The sequence below is a fragment of the Carnobacterium divergens DSM 20623 genome, from assembly GCF_000744255.1.
Lineage (GTDB): Bacteria > Bacillota > Bacilli > Lactobacillales > Carnobacteriaceae > Carnobacterium > Carnobacterium divergens.
Genome location: NZ_JQLO01000001.1, coordinates 1,926,041 through 1,942,051 on the forward strand (window position 1 = coordinate 1,926,041; position 16,011 = coordinate 1,942,051).

General features: G+C 34.2%; 13 protein-coding genes. 4 read left to right on the forward strand and 9 right to left on the reverse strand.

The window, feature by feature from the left end:
• Positions 1 to 36: 36 nt before the first annotated feature.
• From BR52_RS09260 to BR52_RS09270, 3 genes are all read left to right on the forward strand, one after another.
• Positions 37 to 882 carry a PRD domain-containing protein gene (locus BR52_RS09260; RefSeq protein WP_034571843.1) on the forward strand — a complete coding sequence of 282 codons (846 nt, stop codon included), beginning with the start codon at positions 37 to 39 and terminating at the stop codon, positions 880 to 882.
• A gap of 2 nt (positions 883 to 884) precedes the next feature.
• Positions 885 to 2,750, forward strand: a complete 1,866-nt coding sequence (locus BR52_RS09265) for a beta-glucoside-specific PTS transporter subunit IIABC (protein ID WP_034571845.1) — start codon at positions 885 to 887, stop codon at positions 2,748 to 2,750.
• 68 nt (positions 2,751 to 2,818) lie between these two features.
• Positions 2,819 to 4,240 carry a family 1 glycosylhydrolase gene (locus BR52_RS09270; RefSeq protein ID WP_034571848.1) on the forward strand — a complete coding sequence of 474 codons (1,422 nt, stop codon included), beginning with the start codon at positions 2,819 to 2,821 and terminating at the stop codon, positions 4,238 to 4,240.
• A 76-nt stretch (positions 4,241 to 4,316) separates the two neighbouring features.
• Here the strand turns inward: BR52_RS09270 and arsC are convergent, their stop codons facing one another.
• Genes arsC through BR52_RS09285 form a run of 3 tightly spaced genes read right to left on the reverse strand, consistent with a single transcriptional unit; the run spans position 4,317 to position 6,148 of the window.
• On the reverse strand, positions 4,317 to 4,730 hold the full coding sequence (gene arsC / locus BR52_RS09275; protein WP_034571851.1) for an arsenate reductase (thioredoxin): 414 nt from the start codon (positions 4,728 to 4,730) through the stop codon (positions 4,317 to 4,319).
• Positions 4,727 to 5,785, reverse strand: coding sequence for an ACR3 family arsenite efflux transporter (gene arsB, locus BR52_RS09280; RefSeq protein ID WP_034571853.1), 1,059 nt, complete (start codon positions 5,783 to 5,785; stop codon positions 4,727 to 4,729). The genes arsC and arsB overlap by 4 nt, the downstream gene beginning before the upstream one ends.
• 48 nt (positions 5,786 to 5,833) lie before the next feature.
• Positions 5,834 to 6,148 (reverse strand): ArsR/SmtB family transcription factor, encoded by a 315-nt coding sequence (locus BR52_RS09285; protein WP_034571857.1) that lies wholly within the window; start codon positions 6,146 to 6,148, stop codon positions 5,834 to 5,836.
• Between the two features lie 223 nt (positions 6,149 to 6,371).
• Here BR52_RS09285 and BR52_RS09290 point away from each other — a divergent pair, with 223 nt between their 5' ends.
• Complete coding sequence (locus BR52_RS09290) at positions 6,372 to 8,000, forward strand: ABC-F family ATP-binding cassette domain-containing protein (RefSeq protein WP_034571860.1); 1,629 nt, start codon at positions 6,372 to 6,374, stop codon at positions 7,998 to 8,000.
• A gap of 364 nt (positions 8,001 to 8,364) precedes the next feature.
• On the opposite strand, the gene BR52_RS09295 is transcribed toward BR52_RS09290, so the two are convergent.
• The 6 genes from BR52_RS09295 to BR52_RS12610 form a co-directional block, all read right to left on the reverse strand.
• A complete protein-coding gene (locus BR52_RS09295; protein WP_034571863.1) occupies positions 8,365 to 9,396 on the reverse strand; it encodes a WxLIP family cell surface protein in 1,032 nt (343 codons plus the stop codon).
• Between the two features lie 77 nt (positions 9,397 to 9,473).
• The gene (locus BR52_RS09300) at positions 9,474 to 10,175 is read right to left on the reverse strand and encodes a WxL domain-containing protein (RefSeq protein ID WP_034571866.1); all 702 of its coding nucleotides are present in this window, start codon (positions 10,173 to 10,175) and stop codon (positions 9,474 to 9,476) included.
• Positions 10,176 to 10,196: 21 nt separating this feature from the next.
• Positions 10,197 to 10,850, reverse strand: coding sequence for a WxL domain-containing protein (locus BR52_RS09305; RefSeq protein WP_034571869.1), 654 nt, complete (start codon positions 10,848 to 10,850; stop codon positions 10,197 to 10,199).
• Positions 10,847 to 11,170, reverse strand: a complete 324-nt coding sequence (locus BR52_RS09310; RefSeq protein WP_034571872.1) for an EF2685/EF0750 family sortase-dependent surface protein — start codon at positions 11,168 to 11,170, stop codon at positions 10,847 to 10,849. The genes BR52_RS09305 and BR52_RS09310 overlap by 4 nt, the downstream gene beginning before the upstream one ends.
• A 19-nt stretch (positions 11,171 to 11,189) precedes the next feature.
• Positions 11,190 to 13,151, reverse strand: a complete 1,962-nt coding sequence (locus tag BR52_RS09315) for an L-type lectin-domain containing protein (RefSeq protein ID WP_034571874.1) — start codon at positions 13,149 to 13,151, stop codon at positions 11,190 to 11,192.
• A gap of 110 nt (positions 13,152 to 13,261) precedes the next feature.
• Complete coding sequence (locus BR52_RS12610; protein ID WP_051915687.1) at positions 13,262 to 15,961, reverse strand: MSCRAMM family protein; 2,700 nt, start codon at positions 15,959 to 15,961, stop codon at positions 13,262 to 13,264.
• Positions 15,962 to 16,011: the final 50 nt, after the last annotated feature.

Sequence of the window (16,011 nt, forward strand, 5' to 3'; positions counted from 1 at the left end):
GTAATTTGAGTTTTTTTTCTGGAAAGGAGTAAAAAAATGAAAGTAAGTCAAATTTTAAACAACAATGTAGCAATCGTTAGCAGGGGGAAAAATGAAGTAATTGTTTATGCGAAAGGGTTAGCTTTTAGAAAAAAAGTTGGACAAACCATTAAAGAAACTGAAATTGAAAAGACCTATGTATTAGATTCAAATGATATGTTGGAGCACTTCAGTTATCTGCTAGCTAATTCGGACCCTAACCATATTACACTCGTCAATCAAATTATTGAATTTGGTGAAAAACAGCTAACTGAAAAATCAAATGATTATTTAAGTTTGACCTTACTGGATCATATTGAATTTGCACTAAAACGTGCTGCCAAAGGACAATTTATTCGAAGTCCCTTAACGTGGGAAGTCAAAAAATTCTATCCACAGCATTTCGATATCGGACTTTATGCATTGAACCTGATCAATCAGCAGTTCAATCTTCATTTTCCAGAAGATGAAGCCGTTTCAATTGCGTTGCATTTTGTTAATTTGCAAGAGGATAAAAACAATTTAGATTCAACTATACGCTCAATGGAAAGTCTGAGGGATATTTTATCAATTATTCAGTATCACTTTCAAATTAAACTAGATGAAAAATCGATGAACTATATGCGCTTAATGACTCATTTGCAATATTTTATCCAACGTGTTCAAACCGATAAAATCTATGATGAAAGTGACTTAGTATTGAACACTCAAATCAAAATGCTTTATACAGATGCCTATGATTGCATCCAAAAAATCAAAGTTTATATCCAAGAAAAATATGAGTGTGTGATTTCAATTGATGAGGAGACGTACCTTATGCTTCATATCCATCGCGTAACCAATCGAAGTAAAAAGGAGTCCTAAAAATGATTTATCAAAAACTTAATGAAACTATTATTCAACTAGTAGGTGGAAAAGAAAATATTCAAGCGGTTGTTCACTGCATGACGCGCTTGAGGTTCACTTTAAAGGATCGTTCAAAAGCAAAAACAGAAGAGTTAAAAAACGTAGATGGCGTTATTGATGTTGTATCAAACAACGTTGCTTATCAAGTTATTATTGGAACCCACGTAAACGAGGTGCATGCTGAATTAGTAAGCATGTTAGGAATCAACCCTACTACCGATTCCAACCAAGCTACTAAAGAAAAAAAGCACCCCTTAAAAGCAATGCTCGATTTAGTCTCTGAAACAATGACTCCTGTCATTGAGCCCATTATTGCATCAGGTCTACTTGCTGGATTTTTGTCGTTGTTTACAATTACTGGGGTTCTTTCAGAAGAAAGTCCCACGTACATTTTGTTAAATTCAATTCGCGAAGCAGTTTTCTTTTTCTTGCCAATCTTAATTGCGATGTCTTGTGCAAAACGTTTAAAAGCAAGCCCTTATTTAGCAGTTGCTTTAGCTGCTACTCTCGTTTCAACGTCAATTAACGGCGTTGCAGAACTTAGTATTTTCGGTATCTCTTTGCCTCAAACAACGTATGCTAATTCTTTTATCCCAATTATTTTAGCAGTTTGGTTTATGGGACATTTAACCACCTTTTTAAACAAATACATTCCAAAATTTTTACATTATTTTTTGAATCCTGTTCTAATTATGGTGATTTGTTTACCCGTAACGCTGCTTTTATTTGGACCAATCGGTATTTGGATTGGAGACGGCATCGGCTTATTATTTAAACTACTAATGGACACTTTCGGTAGTTGGATTGTCGTAATGCTTTACGCTGCTTTCCAACCTTTCTTAATTATGCTGGGTGCTGGCAATTTCATGATGCCACTTGCACTAAACTTTGTGAATGAAATGGGGTATGATCCGATTTTCTTAGCAGCTGCAACCATTTCTGATTTGGCCGTTGCTGGAGCAATGCTAGGGTATTTTTTAAGAGCAAAAGAATCTAAACAAAAACAATTATTTGGAACGGTAAGCTTTAGCGCCTTGATGGGCGTAACAGAACCTGCAATTTACGGTGCATTTATTAAATATCGTAGACCTTTTATTGCCGTGATGATTGGTGGAGGTCTTGGTGGACTGTTTGCTGGATTAATGAACGTAAAAACTTATTCGATTGTTTGGGGGTTAATGGGACTGCCTTCATACGCTCAAAATCAAGATTTTTCTAATTTGATATTTATGGTGATTGCGGTTCTAATTGCTTTTATCGGTGCTGCTGTTTCGGCTTATATTCTTGGAATTCCAGAAACGAACACTGCTAAAAACGAAGAAGAAACCTTCTCGGAAGAAACTGCTCTAGAAAAAGAAAGCACCTTTGCAAAAAAATTAACGCTACAACCAGTTGCTAAAGGGGAACTTGTTCAGTTAGCTGACATAAAAGATCAAGCCTTTTCAACTGGGGCATTAGGCAAAGGAATTGGAATTATTCCTTCTACGTCGGAAGTCGTTTCTCCAGTTGATGGTGAAGTTACAGTAGTCTTTCCTACTAAACATGCTATTGGGATTCAAACAAAAGAAGGAGTTGAAATTTTAATTCATATCGGGGTTGATACTGTTGAACTTGATGGAACCTATTTTGATACAATTGTTCAACCTGGAGATAAAGTTAAAAAAGGCCAACTATTAGCTACAGTTGATTTTGACGGGTTAAAAAAAGAAGGCTATGATACAACAATTATTGTCGTTATTACGAATACAACGGACTATTTGGATGTAATCCCTGCTATTCATGAAAAATTAGTGCTTAATGATGAGATGGTTACAATCGTGTTCTAGCTTTTTGAAAAGAAAAACAGTTTATAAAATTTTTTCTATTTAATAACATTTTAAGGGAGGTCTTTCCAATGAAAAAAACGGATTTTTTATGGGGCGGCAGTATCGCTGCTCACCAATGTGAAGGGGCTTGGGATCAAGATGGCAAAGGCATTGCCATTATGGATTTAGTCACACAGGGAACCTATGAACAACCGCGGGAAATTTGTACTAAAATTGAAGCAGGAAAAAAGTATCCTTCTCATGAGGGAATTGATTTTTATCATCACTACAAGGAAGATATTGCTTTATTTGCTGAAATGGGATTTAAAGCTTTGCGTATCTCAATTGATTGGTCTCGCATCTATCCGTTAGGAGACGAGCAAACGCCTAATTTATTAGGTGTCCAATTTTATCAAAATGTCGTAGACGAGCTCTTAAAATATGGTATTGAACCTATCGTTACACTCTATCACTTCGAAATGCCTGTTCATTTAGTGAACAACTATGGCTCTTGGACCAATCGAAAAGTAATTGAGTTCTATTTAAATTACTGCGAAACCATGTTTAAAGCCTTGAAAGGAAAAGTTCGCTACTGGGCGACTTTCAATGAAATGAATCATATTGACCCTCAAACAGAGGCTTCTGATATCTTTACGTACATTATTTCAGGTTTAAAATACTCTGATCTTAAAAATAAAAAACAAACCTTAGCTACCATCAGTTACCATATGACCTTAGCCAGCGTTAAAGCAGTGAAGTTAGCCCATGATATTGATTCAAACTTTGAAATTGGATGTGTTTTTGGCTTAACTCCTGCCTATCCACTAAATTGCGATCCAGAAAATGTACTGAATTCCTTTAAAGAAACGGATCGTGAATTTTACCAAATCGACGCAATGTGTTCGGGTAAATTCCCTGCTTATAAATTAAAAGAGTATGCAAAGGCTGGAATCGATTTAACGATCTCGCAAGAAGACGAAATCGCTTTTGCCCAAGGTAAAATTGATTTTATCGGCTTAAATTATTATTCTTCTAGTGTTGCTCATTATGAAGGAGACCATGAAAACGAAGAAACTTTATTTGGAGGCGTTCAAAATCCTTATTTACAACAAAGCAAATGGGGCTGGGCAATTGATCCAACAGGTTTGCGCTATCTTTTAAATTACCTTTATCGTCGCTATAGCCTGCCCATTATCATTACTGAAAATGGATTAGGTGCCATTGATCATCTTGAAACTGACGGAACGATTCAAGACGACTATCGCATCGAGTATATCGAACAACATATTGAACAAGTAAAAAAAGCCATTGTTGAAGATTATGTAGAGTGTTTTGGTTATTTAACATGGGGGCCTATCGACTTAGTTAGCGCAACTACTGGCGAAATGAAAAAACGATACGGCTTCATCTATGTTGATAAAAATGATGACGGAACAGGGACCTTCACTCGTATAAAGAAAAAGTCCTTTAACTGGTACCAAAACGTTATCCGTACTACAACCTTTGACTAGTAATTAAAAATCCCCTTCTAGCTATCCATAAAACAGATAGTTAGAGGGGATTCTTTTTATTTTAAGCTCATTAAATTTAAGCTATTCGTTTAACTAATTGCATCATTCGCTCTTTTATATCCTCTCTTGTGCTAGAAAAAGCTGCTGCTATTTCTTGATCTGTCCCTGTTGCCTTACCTGGATCACTTAAATCCCAGTGTTCATATTGGGTTGTCGTTGGAATGATTGGACAGTTATCCGCTGCATCTCCACATAAGGTTACGATGAAATCTGCTTGTTGAAAAAAGTCTGGATCAATCAAATCTGACGTTTGTGTCGTAATATCGATTCCTGCTTCTTTCATTGTTGCAACGGCTTTAGGATTTAAGCCATGGGTCTCGATTCCTGCACTTCTTACTTCCCACTGAGAAGGGAAATATTTTTTTGCAAATCCTTCAGCTATTTGACTCCGACAAGAGTTCCCTGTACATAAAAAATAAATTTTCTTCATCCTTTTGCTCCTTTAGTATCAAAATATTTTTGTTTGAATCTTAATGCAACATTGACTAAACCAATTAAAACGGGAACTTCGACTAACGGACCGATTACAGCCGCAAAAGCTTCCCCAGAGTTAATTCCAAAAACACCTACTGCAACGGCTATCGCTAGCTCAAAATTATTGCTGGCTGCTGTAAAAGAAAGTGAGGCTGCAATCGGATAACTGGTCCCCATTTTTTTGGAAATAAAAAATGAAATAAAAAACATAATTACAAAATAAAACAACAATGGGATTGCAATTCTAACCACATCCAAAGGGAGTTCGATTACTTTTTCTCCTTTAACTGAGAACATTACCACAATAGTAAACAATAACGCTATTAACGTAATGCTACTAATTTTTGGTAAATAGATGTCTTCAAACCATTTTTTCCCTTTATATTTTATTAAAAGAACGCGAGATAAAAATCCTGCAATAAACGGAATCCCTAAATAAATAAAAACACTTTTAGCAATTTCGCCCATCGTAATTGCGACGGTATGTGTTTCAAGTCCCAACCAGTTAGGTAAGACCGTCACAAATATATAAGCGAATACAGAGTAAAATACAATTTGAAAAACAGAGTTAAAAGCCACTAATCCTGCCGTATATTCATTATCCCCTTGTGCGAGCTCACTCCAAACCAGCACCATTGCAATACATCTCGCAAGACCAATCATAATCAGCCCTACCATATACTCCGGGTAATCACGTAAAAAAATAACTGCTAAACCAAACATTAAAATTGGACCAATCACCCAATTTTGAATGAGAGATAAGACTAACACTTTCCAGTCCTTAAAGACACGCCACATTTCTTCATACTTCACCTTGGCAAGCGGAGGGTACATCATCAAGATTAGTCCAACTGCTATCGGAATGGATGTTGTTCCGATAGATAAATGGTCAATTATCTTAGGGACACTTGGAAATAAGAAACCTAATCCAATTCCGACTGCCATTGCAAAAAAAATCCAAAAAGTTAAATACCGGTCTAATAAGGATAATTTTTTAGTTACACTATTCATTTCATTCAACTCCAACTATCGTTTTTAATTACAAAATCGTAATTTTTTTTAATCACTACTACTTTCTTCTTTCATACAAATACAGGTTTCAGTGCTAGCAAACAACTCCGTCAGGGATGCCCTAAAGGAGTCTACTCTATCCTCTTTTAACGTATAATAATGCCACTGGCTTTTTTTTTCGACAGATACAATCCCAGCCTTTTCCAGTACTTTCATATGATGGGAAAGCGTTGGTTGCGTAAAGTCAAAATGATCTAAAACGTCACATGCACACAGACTACCACATGACAACAAATCGATGATTTTCATTCTTTTGGGATCTGAAATTGCTTTTAAAACCTTTGATAATTCTTCGTAATCCATAATATCCTCCTTAACATAGATATGTATCTATGTATAATATAGACGAACTTCTATATTCAGTCAAGCGAAAGTTGACTATCTGCCATCAAAATTTTTCTTCCTATAGAATTCAACTTTGATAAAAATGAACGTTTTCTTAACAAAACAACTTAACTTATCGCTTTTACCCCCTCAGTATGCTAAAATAGATAAGATACAAATTTGAAAAGAGGTAAAAAAATAAATGATTACAGTAAGTAACGTTAGTCTGTTATTTTCAGATCGTAAATTATTTGAAGATGTTAATATTAAATTCATTCCCGGCAATTGCTATGGTCTTATTGGTGCAAATGGTGCTGGTAAATCAACCTTCCTTAAAATTCTTTCAGGTGAAATCCAACCTTCAACAGGGGACGTTTCGATGTCAAGTGGTGAACGTTTAACTGTCTTAAAACAAAATCATTATGATTTCGAAGAATTCAATGTGTTAGAAACAGTTATTATGGGTCACAAACGTCTTTATGACATTATGAAAGAAAAAGATTCCATCTATATGAAAGAAGATTTTTCTGATGAAGACGGAATTCGTGCCGCTGAACTAGAAGGCGAATTCGCTGAGCTAGATGGTTGGGAAGCAGAACCAGAAGCTGCTGTTTTATTACAAGGTCTTGGCATTGATGAGACTCTGCAAAATAAAACAATGAGCGAATTAACTGGTGGACAAAAAGTGAAAGTGTTATTGGCACAAGCACTATTTGGCAAGCCTGATGTTCTTTTACTTGATGAGCCTACCAATGGTTTAGACAAAAAATCAATCGAATGGCTAGAAGAATTCTTAATCAATTTCCCTAATACCGTTATCGTTGTTTCCCATGACCGTCATTTCTTAAACAAAGTATGTACACACATGGCTGACGTTGACTTTGGTAAAATCAAACTTTATGTTGGGAACTATGACTTCTGGTTAGAATCTAGTCAATTGGCTTCACGTTTAATGGCCGATTCAAATTCTAAAAAAGAAGAACAAATTAAAGAATTACAAGACTTTATTGCTCGATTTAGTGCGAATGCTTCTAAATCAAAACAAGCAACGTCACGTAAAAAAATGCTTGAAAAAATCACATTAGATGATATTCAACCTTCTTCACGTCGTTATCCATTCGTTGGGTTTACACCTGATCGTGAAATCGGAAATGATTTAATCCGTGTTGAAAATGTTTCAAAAACCATTGATGGCATTAAAATCTTAGACAATATCAGCTTCTCATTAAACAAAGATGACAAAGCTGCCTTTATCAGTCAAAATGATATCGCCATAACCGTTCTCTTTAAAATTTTAATGGGAGAAATGGAACCTGATACAGGCTCTGTTAAATGGGGCGTTACGACTTCTCAATCTTATTTACCAAAAGACAACAGTGCAGACTTTGAAAATGGCGATTTAACCATCGTTGATTGGTTGCGTCAATTTGCTTCTAAAGAAGAAAGCGACAATACTTTCTTACGTAGCTTCTTAGGTCGTATGTTGTTCTCTGGTGAAGATGTATTGAAGAAAGTTTCCGTTCTTTCCGGAGGCGAAAAAGTTCGTTGTATGTTATCTAAAATGATGTTAAGCAAATCAAACGTCCTTGTTTTAGATGACCCTACCAACCATTTAGACTTAGAATCAATCACGGCATTAAACGATGGTTTAATTGCGTTTAAAGGTTCCCTTCTATTCGGTTCTCACGACCACCAATTTATTCAAACAATTGCAAATCGTATTATTGAAATTTCACCAAATGGTGTTGTGGATCGTTCAGAAACCACCTATGATAATTTCTTAGAAGATAAAAATGTTCAAGAACAAGTTGCTGCGCTTTACGCGAAGTAACATATGAAAGTTGTGTATGAAATCAACAAAGCTATATTCACTAGTTTTGTTGATTTTTTATTACGGTAAAAAAAATATTACTATCTCTAAATTCTGATTTATCTCCTATTCATTAAATTTCCAATTCCGATCTACTTAACCAAAAAAATTGTGCTATTAGTGGAATAAACGTTAAACAACTATAATTCAGTTTTTTTTTTACTTTTCAATATTCCTATAATAAAATAGCACAACTCTAAAAACAATTAGAGTTGTGCTATTTTATTATAGTATCTTGTTTTCATCAATTACCTACCTACATTCTAAATAATTTCCAACTACTTTTAACGTATTCCCCCCTATAAAAATAGTCTCCATACTAATACTAGATAATATGTTTTGTTTTTTTAGATTTTTTATTCTTGATAATAAAGAATAAAATTCCAGCTACAACAAGAATAGCAATTAGCGTAATTATCATATAAAAATATAGATTGTCTGTTTTTTCTATCTCAACAGCTTCCTTATTTAACTTTTTGACGTCTCCTTTAATTTCAAAATTCTTTTTGAAATTCCAACCTTTTTTATCCTCCGTATTAGCTGTTAACAACAATGTATATTTCCCTGGTTTCAATTCCTGATTATCCCAAGATATGGGGAATTCGTAGCTTGAATTAGGCGCCATAGATTGATTGTCCTTTTTTGTTTCATGAAGAATCTTATCCGATCCCTCTTTGCTTACTTTTGCATCTACAGTCATTCCTGAAATAATGATTGGACTTGTATTTTGAAGTGTCGCATTTACTACCGTTCGATAATTTTGTAGTCCAGGAGTAATAGTATTTAATTCTAAGTCAGGCTCAATTTTTTTATCTGTTTCGGTTAATTTTACTCCTACTATATAGGAAAAATCATTTTTTATTTGAACATTTTTTTCTGATTCTATCTCTTCTTGTGTCATTTTTTTATGGATATAAAAACCACCAAGCAAAATTCCATCAAATGATTTTTTGGGCATAGTTAACATGTAGTTAACTGTCTTTTTTTCCTTTGGAAGCAATACAACTTCATTCTCCCCTGTAATTAGTTTACTTATATCATAAGTTAAGCTACTATCCTTAGATCCTTTTGATTCCCCATAGTTAATAACCCCGTTACGATTCGTCGTAGCTGTGTTTATATCAACTTGAATAGTTACGTCTTGATCACTTGAATTTTCTATTTCTAAAGAGATTTCTTGTTGCTCTCCAGCTGCCATTTTCAAATCAAAATACGTTTTACTTTGATCAATTTGGTTTTCAGGAATAACTGCTTTAACACTATAGTTCATATCTGCTGCACTTGCTGCAGGATTTCCTATTGATATTAAAAATCCTGTTATAATTGCAAACAAAAACAAATAGTTGTTTTTTTTCATTGTTATTTTCCTTTCTATATTTCATAAGAAATAAAACAATTAAGCCAATTCAACTTAATTGTTTTATTTAAAGTTTATTACATCGGAGCGTCAGTTAGTTCCCAATTAATTGTAGCGGTATAGTCTACATTGGTATCTGCCGTTCCTGGCAATACTTTCAATTGAACATTTTCATTATCATTAAGTTTTCCTGAAAACACGTCCACCCATGTTCCACGGCCAGTATCTTCTTTAGCATTCATCATCACATGAGCATCTGAATTACTAAAAGTTACATCTTTATTTTGTGGCGCTGGAGAAATATTTTCTGTTTGTGTTTTCAAGACTCCGTTTTTAAAAGTTAGCTCTGCACCTTTCAATACTTTTGATCCAGCTGCACTTTTAAATTCAGTTGCTTTTGCTGTTAAATTCCAGCCAGCTCCTGTCCCACGTTTATCTGTAACTTGAACAAAAGGATGTTCATTCTGTGCATGATAAATCATTGTTCCAGATGCTGTTTTTTGTGTCCCAAATTCAATATTTGATACATAATCAATTGTTAGAGAACCTTCATTTCCTGTTCCTGGATTCGTTGGATCTGTTGGATCAATTGGGTCTGAAGGGTTTGGATTATCTGGATTTGTTGGATCTATTGGATTTGTTACTTCTTCTCCTGCTTCGAAAACAATATGATTCGTTGAATTAGCCGTACTTGAAACTGCTGCTAATGCATTTGTTGATAAACCAGTCAATCCTAATAACGAAACTCCTGCAATTGCTGTTAATGTTCTTTTTTTCATTTTATTTTTCCTCCAGATTTATTATTTTGTTGGTGCGTCAACTAAACTCCAATTTATTGTAGCGCTATATTCTCCAGCGAAGTTACCTGCTGGTACACTCAATTTCACATTGCTGTTATCTAACATGTCTGCCCATGTTCCCATGCCCTTTTTCTCATCTGCATTCATTAGAACATCTGATCCACTACCATCTGCATCCAATGTGAAGCCAAAATTTTCTGGTGCTTCTGACACATTTCCATCAGTTGTTTTCATTGTTCCTTTAGGAATTGCAAGAGTAGCTCCTTTTAATACAACTGAATTGTCTTTACTCTCTACGAAAGTGCTTAATCCTACTTGAAGAGTCCATCCTTGACCTGTTCCTCGGCGATCTGAAACTTGAATATTTGGATTTTTTGCAGTTGCTGCATAAACTTCTGAATTTGACGAAATATCATGTGTCCCAAACTCAAATGGAGTCACATTATCAATCGTTAGAGGTCCTTCATGTCCAGTTTCACCACCTGGCTCACTAGGATCAATCGGATCAACTGGTCCAGTTGTTTCTCCTTGCTCTAGCGTTACAGTTGCTTTTGAATCAGCCTTGTCTGCTTCCTCTGCTAAACTCATTTGACTTGCTAAAGTCATTGCTCCTGTTGTTGCTATCGTTACTAATACTAATTTTGTTAATTTCATGATAAATCCTCTTTTCTTATTTTTTTTATTTTAGTTAAAAATAGGATGCATCCTATTATTGATACACCTATAAGCTCTGAATGAACTATGGGTTTTTCCCCTGTTTGTGGAAAAGTTGTTTCTTTATTCGTAACATTAGAATTCTCTGATTCTACATTTTCATTATTATCCTTATTCGTTCCTTCTTCTGAAAATTCGCCTTTTATGAAACGAATACTAGCTTGGCTCTCTGTTTCATTTACTGATACTGCTGCGTAAAGTTCTTTAGGTGAACAAATTATTCCTCCGATTATAATCATACAAAATAATACTCTATTCATAAATTTCCCTCCTTTCAAATTAAGAGGATGGAGTATCTTCCAATATCCATTCAAGTTCACTAGAATATTCTCCTATATAATTTGAAGGTAGAATTTCTAAAGCCAGTCCTTGATTAGGCGCCCACCCAATCTCCTGGATACTTGATTCTTGTGTAACTCCTGTTCTAACAAGTATTAACTCATTTAATTGAATGGGTTGTTTTTGATTGTCTTGATTAATATAATAGAAATCGTTTATTGTATTTCCTTCTAAAGAAGTGAATGGTTTTTTAAGCGTTACATTCAACTTCCAATCACTACCGGTACCTCTTGTATCAGATATTTTGATTGTTTCCTTAGTTGAAGAGAACAACAATTCATTTTTTAATGGTAGCGAAAATTGACCAAATTCAAAATCAGGAACATTTACAAATTTCAATGTTCCTCTAACAAGGATTGTTATTGTTTCAACATTTGATTGAGCACCTTCTTTATCAACTGCCCATACTTTCAAACTATTCGCACCCAATAATAATTCAGTCGATGAAACAGTCGCTAGATAATTGTGCTTAGTGTCTTTAGGGTCATTAATGGTCTCTTTTTCAAATACTAAAGGACTTGAATCATTTACTTGATAATATAAACTCACAGTTTCACTGTCTTTATCTAGCCAATTTCCTGTAATTTCAATATCTGTTCCGTTATCTACAACTTTTTCTTGATTCGCACCTTCTAAAGTTATGACGGGCGCTACATTTGAAATAATAGTGTAATTAAAATTATCCGAATGTGTAATATAATTTTTCCCTTTAGCGATAACAGATTCACTTACTTCTGTATTGACAGGTACTGATTTTACTTTGACATCAAAAACAATTTTTTTCTGTTTATTTTCTACACCTAAATCTCCCAAGGGTAGATTCAATTCATTGCCTGACCAGTATGCATCTGATAAAGGAGTTTCATTTCCATCACTATCAATTGAGCGTAAACTACCTGGTAAATATTCAATATTATCGTTTAAGTTCTTCATTACATGAACTTCTTTCCAATCTTGTTTTCCTGACTGATAGTTTACATCGATTGAATATGTTAGCTTTGCTTCAGAATTAACTGATTTATTCTGTATCGATAATCCTGTATTCTTATCTATTACCTTTTCTTCAATACTACCTTCCACTAGTCCAGGAACCTTTTCAAACACAACACGATTAGAAGCGTAACTACCTCCAGTTGATCCAGTAAATCCCCAAAAAACTTGGTTCGTACCAAAAGTTGTATCTACATTAATCGGTATTGATACTGGGTTTAATGACTCAAATTGATAAGTTAGTATTGAAGCCGATGCACCCCATTTAACGCTAAATTTATGCCATTGATCATTTGAAAAATAATTACTGATTGGATACTGGATATCGTTATGATTCATCCGTCTACTTCCTAGCCAAGGATCATCATACGTACTCTTTTCCCCTGGGTAATTCCAAGCCAAATGATTTCGATTTTTTGCAATTTGACTATCAAAATCATTGTTATAATAGGTATCAAATTCTACAGCTATGGAATTACTAATCGCCAAACCAAACTCACCTTTTTTAGTTGAATCCCATACTCCTAATCTAGCACCATCCCCCGTCCTAAAAGCTTTATTTCCGTTTGGATCTGCCTGCATCACAAACGCCATACCATCTGCTGCATCTTTACCTTTGTCTCCAAAATATAAATACATAGAGGCTTCAAAATTTTTAGTTAAATCCATCATATTATTATCCGTATTCCAAATGGCTCCTGCTTGATTTTTTTGATTAGGTGTAACTTCTACAATATCTACTAACCCTGTGTTGATAACAGAACTATTCGCTCCCTCTGGTGTTTGAAAAACATTGTCTATTTCAATTCCATTTGGTGGACTACTAGAATTATCTGCTAAAGATTTTTCTGGATTCAAATAAAAAATGCTTATAACAGGTAATAGTAAAATTATTTTCGGAATATATTTCACAAAAGGCTCCTCCCTTCTCCTTTATAATAGATTTAATTTATAACCTTTTTTAGTCACCTCCTTTCACCTAATTAAGGTACTTTGTACAATAATATTTAACTTACTCAAGTTTACTTTCTAACTCTTTTTTTCCCCATAATCAGTATTATTAAAATAAACAAAATTGAAACGCCTAAAAATGCAAGCATTGATTGTGGCGATTCGCCTAATGCTGGAATTTGATTTTGTTTATTAGCTTGATTTTTATCCACTGGCAGATTGGGACTATTGGTTTTATCATCTGAAGTTTCATTTTCTACTGTATTTGATTTTTTATTAACTTTATTGACCCTAATAGTTTGTGTTTGATTCGTTGCTATGGTAAAGGAAATTGGCATTTCATCTAACTCATAGCCTTTAGGTGCTTTCGTTTCTACAAATTGATAATCCCCTGGCTCTAAATCTTTAACCGTTAGCTCTCCTTGACTATTTGTGCTTAATTGATTTTTCAATACAATTCCATTAGAGTCTTTCAATTCAAAAACAGCACCTTCTAATTTTTTACCATTATTTGTGTCTGCGGTCTTCGTGAGAATAACCTCTCCTAGCATTTTTTTATTTGTTTTGCTAACTTGAACTGGTTCTGTTTGAGAAGCTATTATTTCAAATACAACTGGCGTTTCATCTAAAAGATAGCCATCAGGTGCTTTCGTTTCTACAAATTGATAATCCCCTGGCTCTAAATCTTTAACTGTTAGCTCTCCTTGACTATTTGTACTTAACTGATTTTTCAATACAATTCCATTAGAGTCTTTCAATTCAAAAACAGCACCTTCTAATTTTTTACCATTATTTGTGTCTGCGGTCTTCGTGAGAATAACCTCTCCTAGCATTTTTTTATTTGTTTTACTAACTTGAACTGGTTCTGTTTGAGAAGCTATTATTTCAAATACAACTGGCGTTTCATCTAAAAGATAGCCATCAGGTGCTTTCGTTTCTACAAACTGATAAACACCCGGTTCTAAGTTATCTACAGCAACTAAGCCATTTTCGTCTGTAATCAACGCTTCTTTTACTAGCTCGTCTGATGCATTATATAAATTAAAATAGGCTCCTTTTAAACTCTGTTCATTAAGATTGTCTTTTTTCGTTAATTGAACAGCTCCTACCATTTTTTTATTCGTTTTAACAACCTGAACTGGTTCTACTTGGCTATTTAAAATTTCGACTATAATTGGAGTTTCATCTAATATATAGCCTTCTGGTGGAACTGTTTCTATAAAGTGATATATCCCTATCTCTAAATTATCTACCATAATAATTCCATCTTCGTTCGTAGTTAAATCTTCTTTTATAAGTTCATTTGATTCATTGTATAAATCAAAATGAGCCCCTTTTAAGCTTTGTCCGTTGACATCGTCTTTTTTGGTTAATACTGCAGATCGATTTCCTTTAGCAACAGTACTTACCGTATTAGAGTAATAGGTTCCTGTATCTTTTTCTATATAAGCCGTATTGTTCAATGTTTCAGGAAAACTATTTCCTTCATAGCTCACATCGAAAAAAAGATTTTCTGTATAATTGACTAACTCTTTTGTTGTTTTAAAAGTAACTTTATTCCCTTCAACTGAAACTAGTTCAAAGGTTTTGTTGCTATCTGATTTTATTCCTTTAAATTCGACTCCATCTGGAAGATAATCAAAGAAAATTGTTCCTGCTGGCAACGTGTATCCAACGCCACCTACTTTTAAGTTATAGGTTAAGTCTCTGTCTGGTAAGGTTATCTCTGTTTTATCTACAGCTTTTTCAAAGAAGCCTTTGCCACTCCCATTAGATTTTATTTTTTCTGTTGATTTTTTTGTAATAGCGTTACTTCCTTCTTTCGTTAATGTGGCTGTATTTGTATAGGTTCCTAACGATCCGTCGGTAACTTCCACAGCATATTGAACAACATAACTTATATTTTGATCCACCGTTCCTAAATTGACTGTGAATTCCCCTGTATTTTCATCGTAAAAAATAGCATCAAGAAATTCTTCTGTAACATATTTTCTATTTTCTTGACCGATAGGAACACTGCCATCGATTTGGTAAACTCTCAATCCATTTACTGAAATTCCCCGATTTCCAGGAATTTCTGACCATCCTGGGAAGCTTGCATCTAATTGTGTTCCTTTAGCTAATTGATCTTGAATAACAACATCTTGAAATTCCCCACTAAAATCTCGGTTAAAAACTAATTCATACATGTTATAGTTGGGATAATTTAAATCTAACAAGCCTAACCCATCCACTGGATCTGTTGCAAATTTTCTGAATTTTGCAAAATGTGGATCACCTGTAGTACCTGGATGAATCATCACTGTATCTTTTGAAATGACGGTATCATTCAAGGTAGCTGTAAAATCATAGCTTGGATCCACTGTTCCTTCCAGCAGCATCGCTGATGTAAATTGAATTGAGAATGTAAAATATTGTTGCCCTGTAGTATCTAGTTCATAACAAATATGTGTGTTATCTCCATCATCTTCTGTGCTTAACCAAGTAAGATAATCTGGCAATTGTTGATTTTGAAAGTCGCTACTCTGACGGATTAGTACCGAAGGAATATCAAAACAAATTTTAGATGGGCTAGGTAACTCTCCAAAAGATGAATCAACTCCTACGTTCAAAGAAACTAACTGCATACTTCCAATAGGATTTGGATTTACTTCAAAGGATAGATAGGGGGCTTTAGGTTGATTCCCTTCAGAAAAAGCAATATCTTTTAGAGAAAAAACTTGTGATAACAGGACAAAAACAATCATTAGTATTGAAAAAAATTTTTTCATTTTTTACACATCCTCTTTTTAGTTTAAAATTATAGATTATTTTAATTTAA

What these genes read in the sequence shown, in the direction of transcription:
- BR52_RS09260 (WP_034571843.1), top strand. Translation starts at nt 37, where the DNA reads ATGAAAGTAAGTCAAATTTTAAACAACAATGTAGCAATCGTTAGCAGG.
- BR52_RS09265 (WP_034571845.1), top strand. Translation starts at nt 885, where the DNA reads ATGATTTATCAAAAACTTAATGAAACTATTATTCAACTAGTAGGTGGA.
- BR52_RS09270 (WP_034571848.1), top strand. Translation starts at nt 2,819, where the DNA reads ATGAAAAAAACGGATTTTTTATGGGGCGGCAGTATCGCTGCTCACCAA.
- arsC (WP_034571851.1), bottom strand. Translation starts at nt 4,730, where the DNA reads ATGAAGAAAATTTATTTTTTATGTACAGGGAACTCTTGTCGGAGTCAA.
- arsB (WP_034571853.1), bottom strand. Translation starts at nt 5,785, where the DNA reads ATGAATAGTGTAACTAAAAAATTATCCTTATTAGACCGGTATTTAACT.
- BR52_RS09285 (WP_034571857.1), bottom strand. Translation starts at nt 6,148, where the DNA reads ATGGATTACGAAGAATTATCAAAGGTTTTAAAAGCAATTTCAGATCCC.
- BR52_RS09290 (WP_034571860.1), top strand. Translation starts at nt 6,372, where the DNA reads ATGATTACAGTAAGTAACGTTAGTCTGTTATTTTCAGATCGTAAATTA.
- BR52_RS09295 (WP_034571863.1), bottom strand. Translation starts at nt 9,396, where the DNA reads ATGAAAAAAAACAACTATTTGTTTTTGTTTGCAATTATAACAGGATTT.
- BR52_RS09300 (WP_034571866.1), bottom strand. Translation starts at nt 10,175, where the DNA reads ATGAAAAAAAGAACATTAACAGCAATTGCAGGAGTTTCGTTATTAGGA.
- BR52_RS09305 (WP_034571869.1), bottom strand. Translation starts at nt 10,850, where the DNA reads ATGAAATTAACAAAATTAGTATTAGTAACGATAGCAACAACAGGAGCA.
- BR52_RS09310 (WP_034571872.1), bottom strand. Translation starts at nt 11,170, where the DNA reads ATGAATAGAGTATTATTTTGTATGATTATAATCGGAGGAATAATTTGT.
- BR52_RS12610 (WP_051915687.1), bottom strand. Translation starts at nt 15,961, where the DNA reads ATGAAAAAATTTTTTTCAATACTAATGATTGTTTTTGTCCTGTTATCA.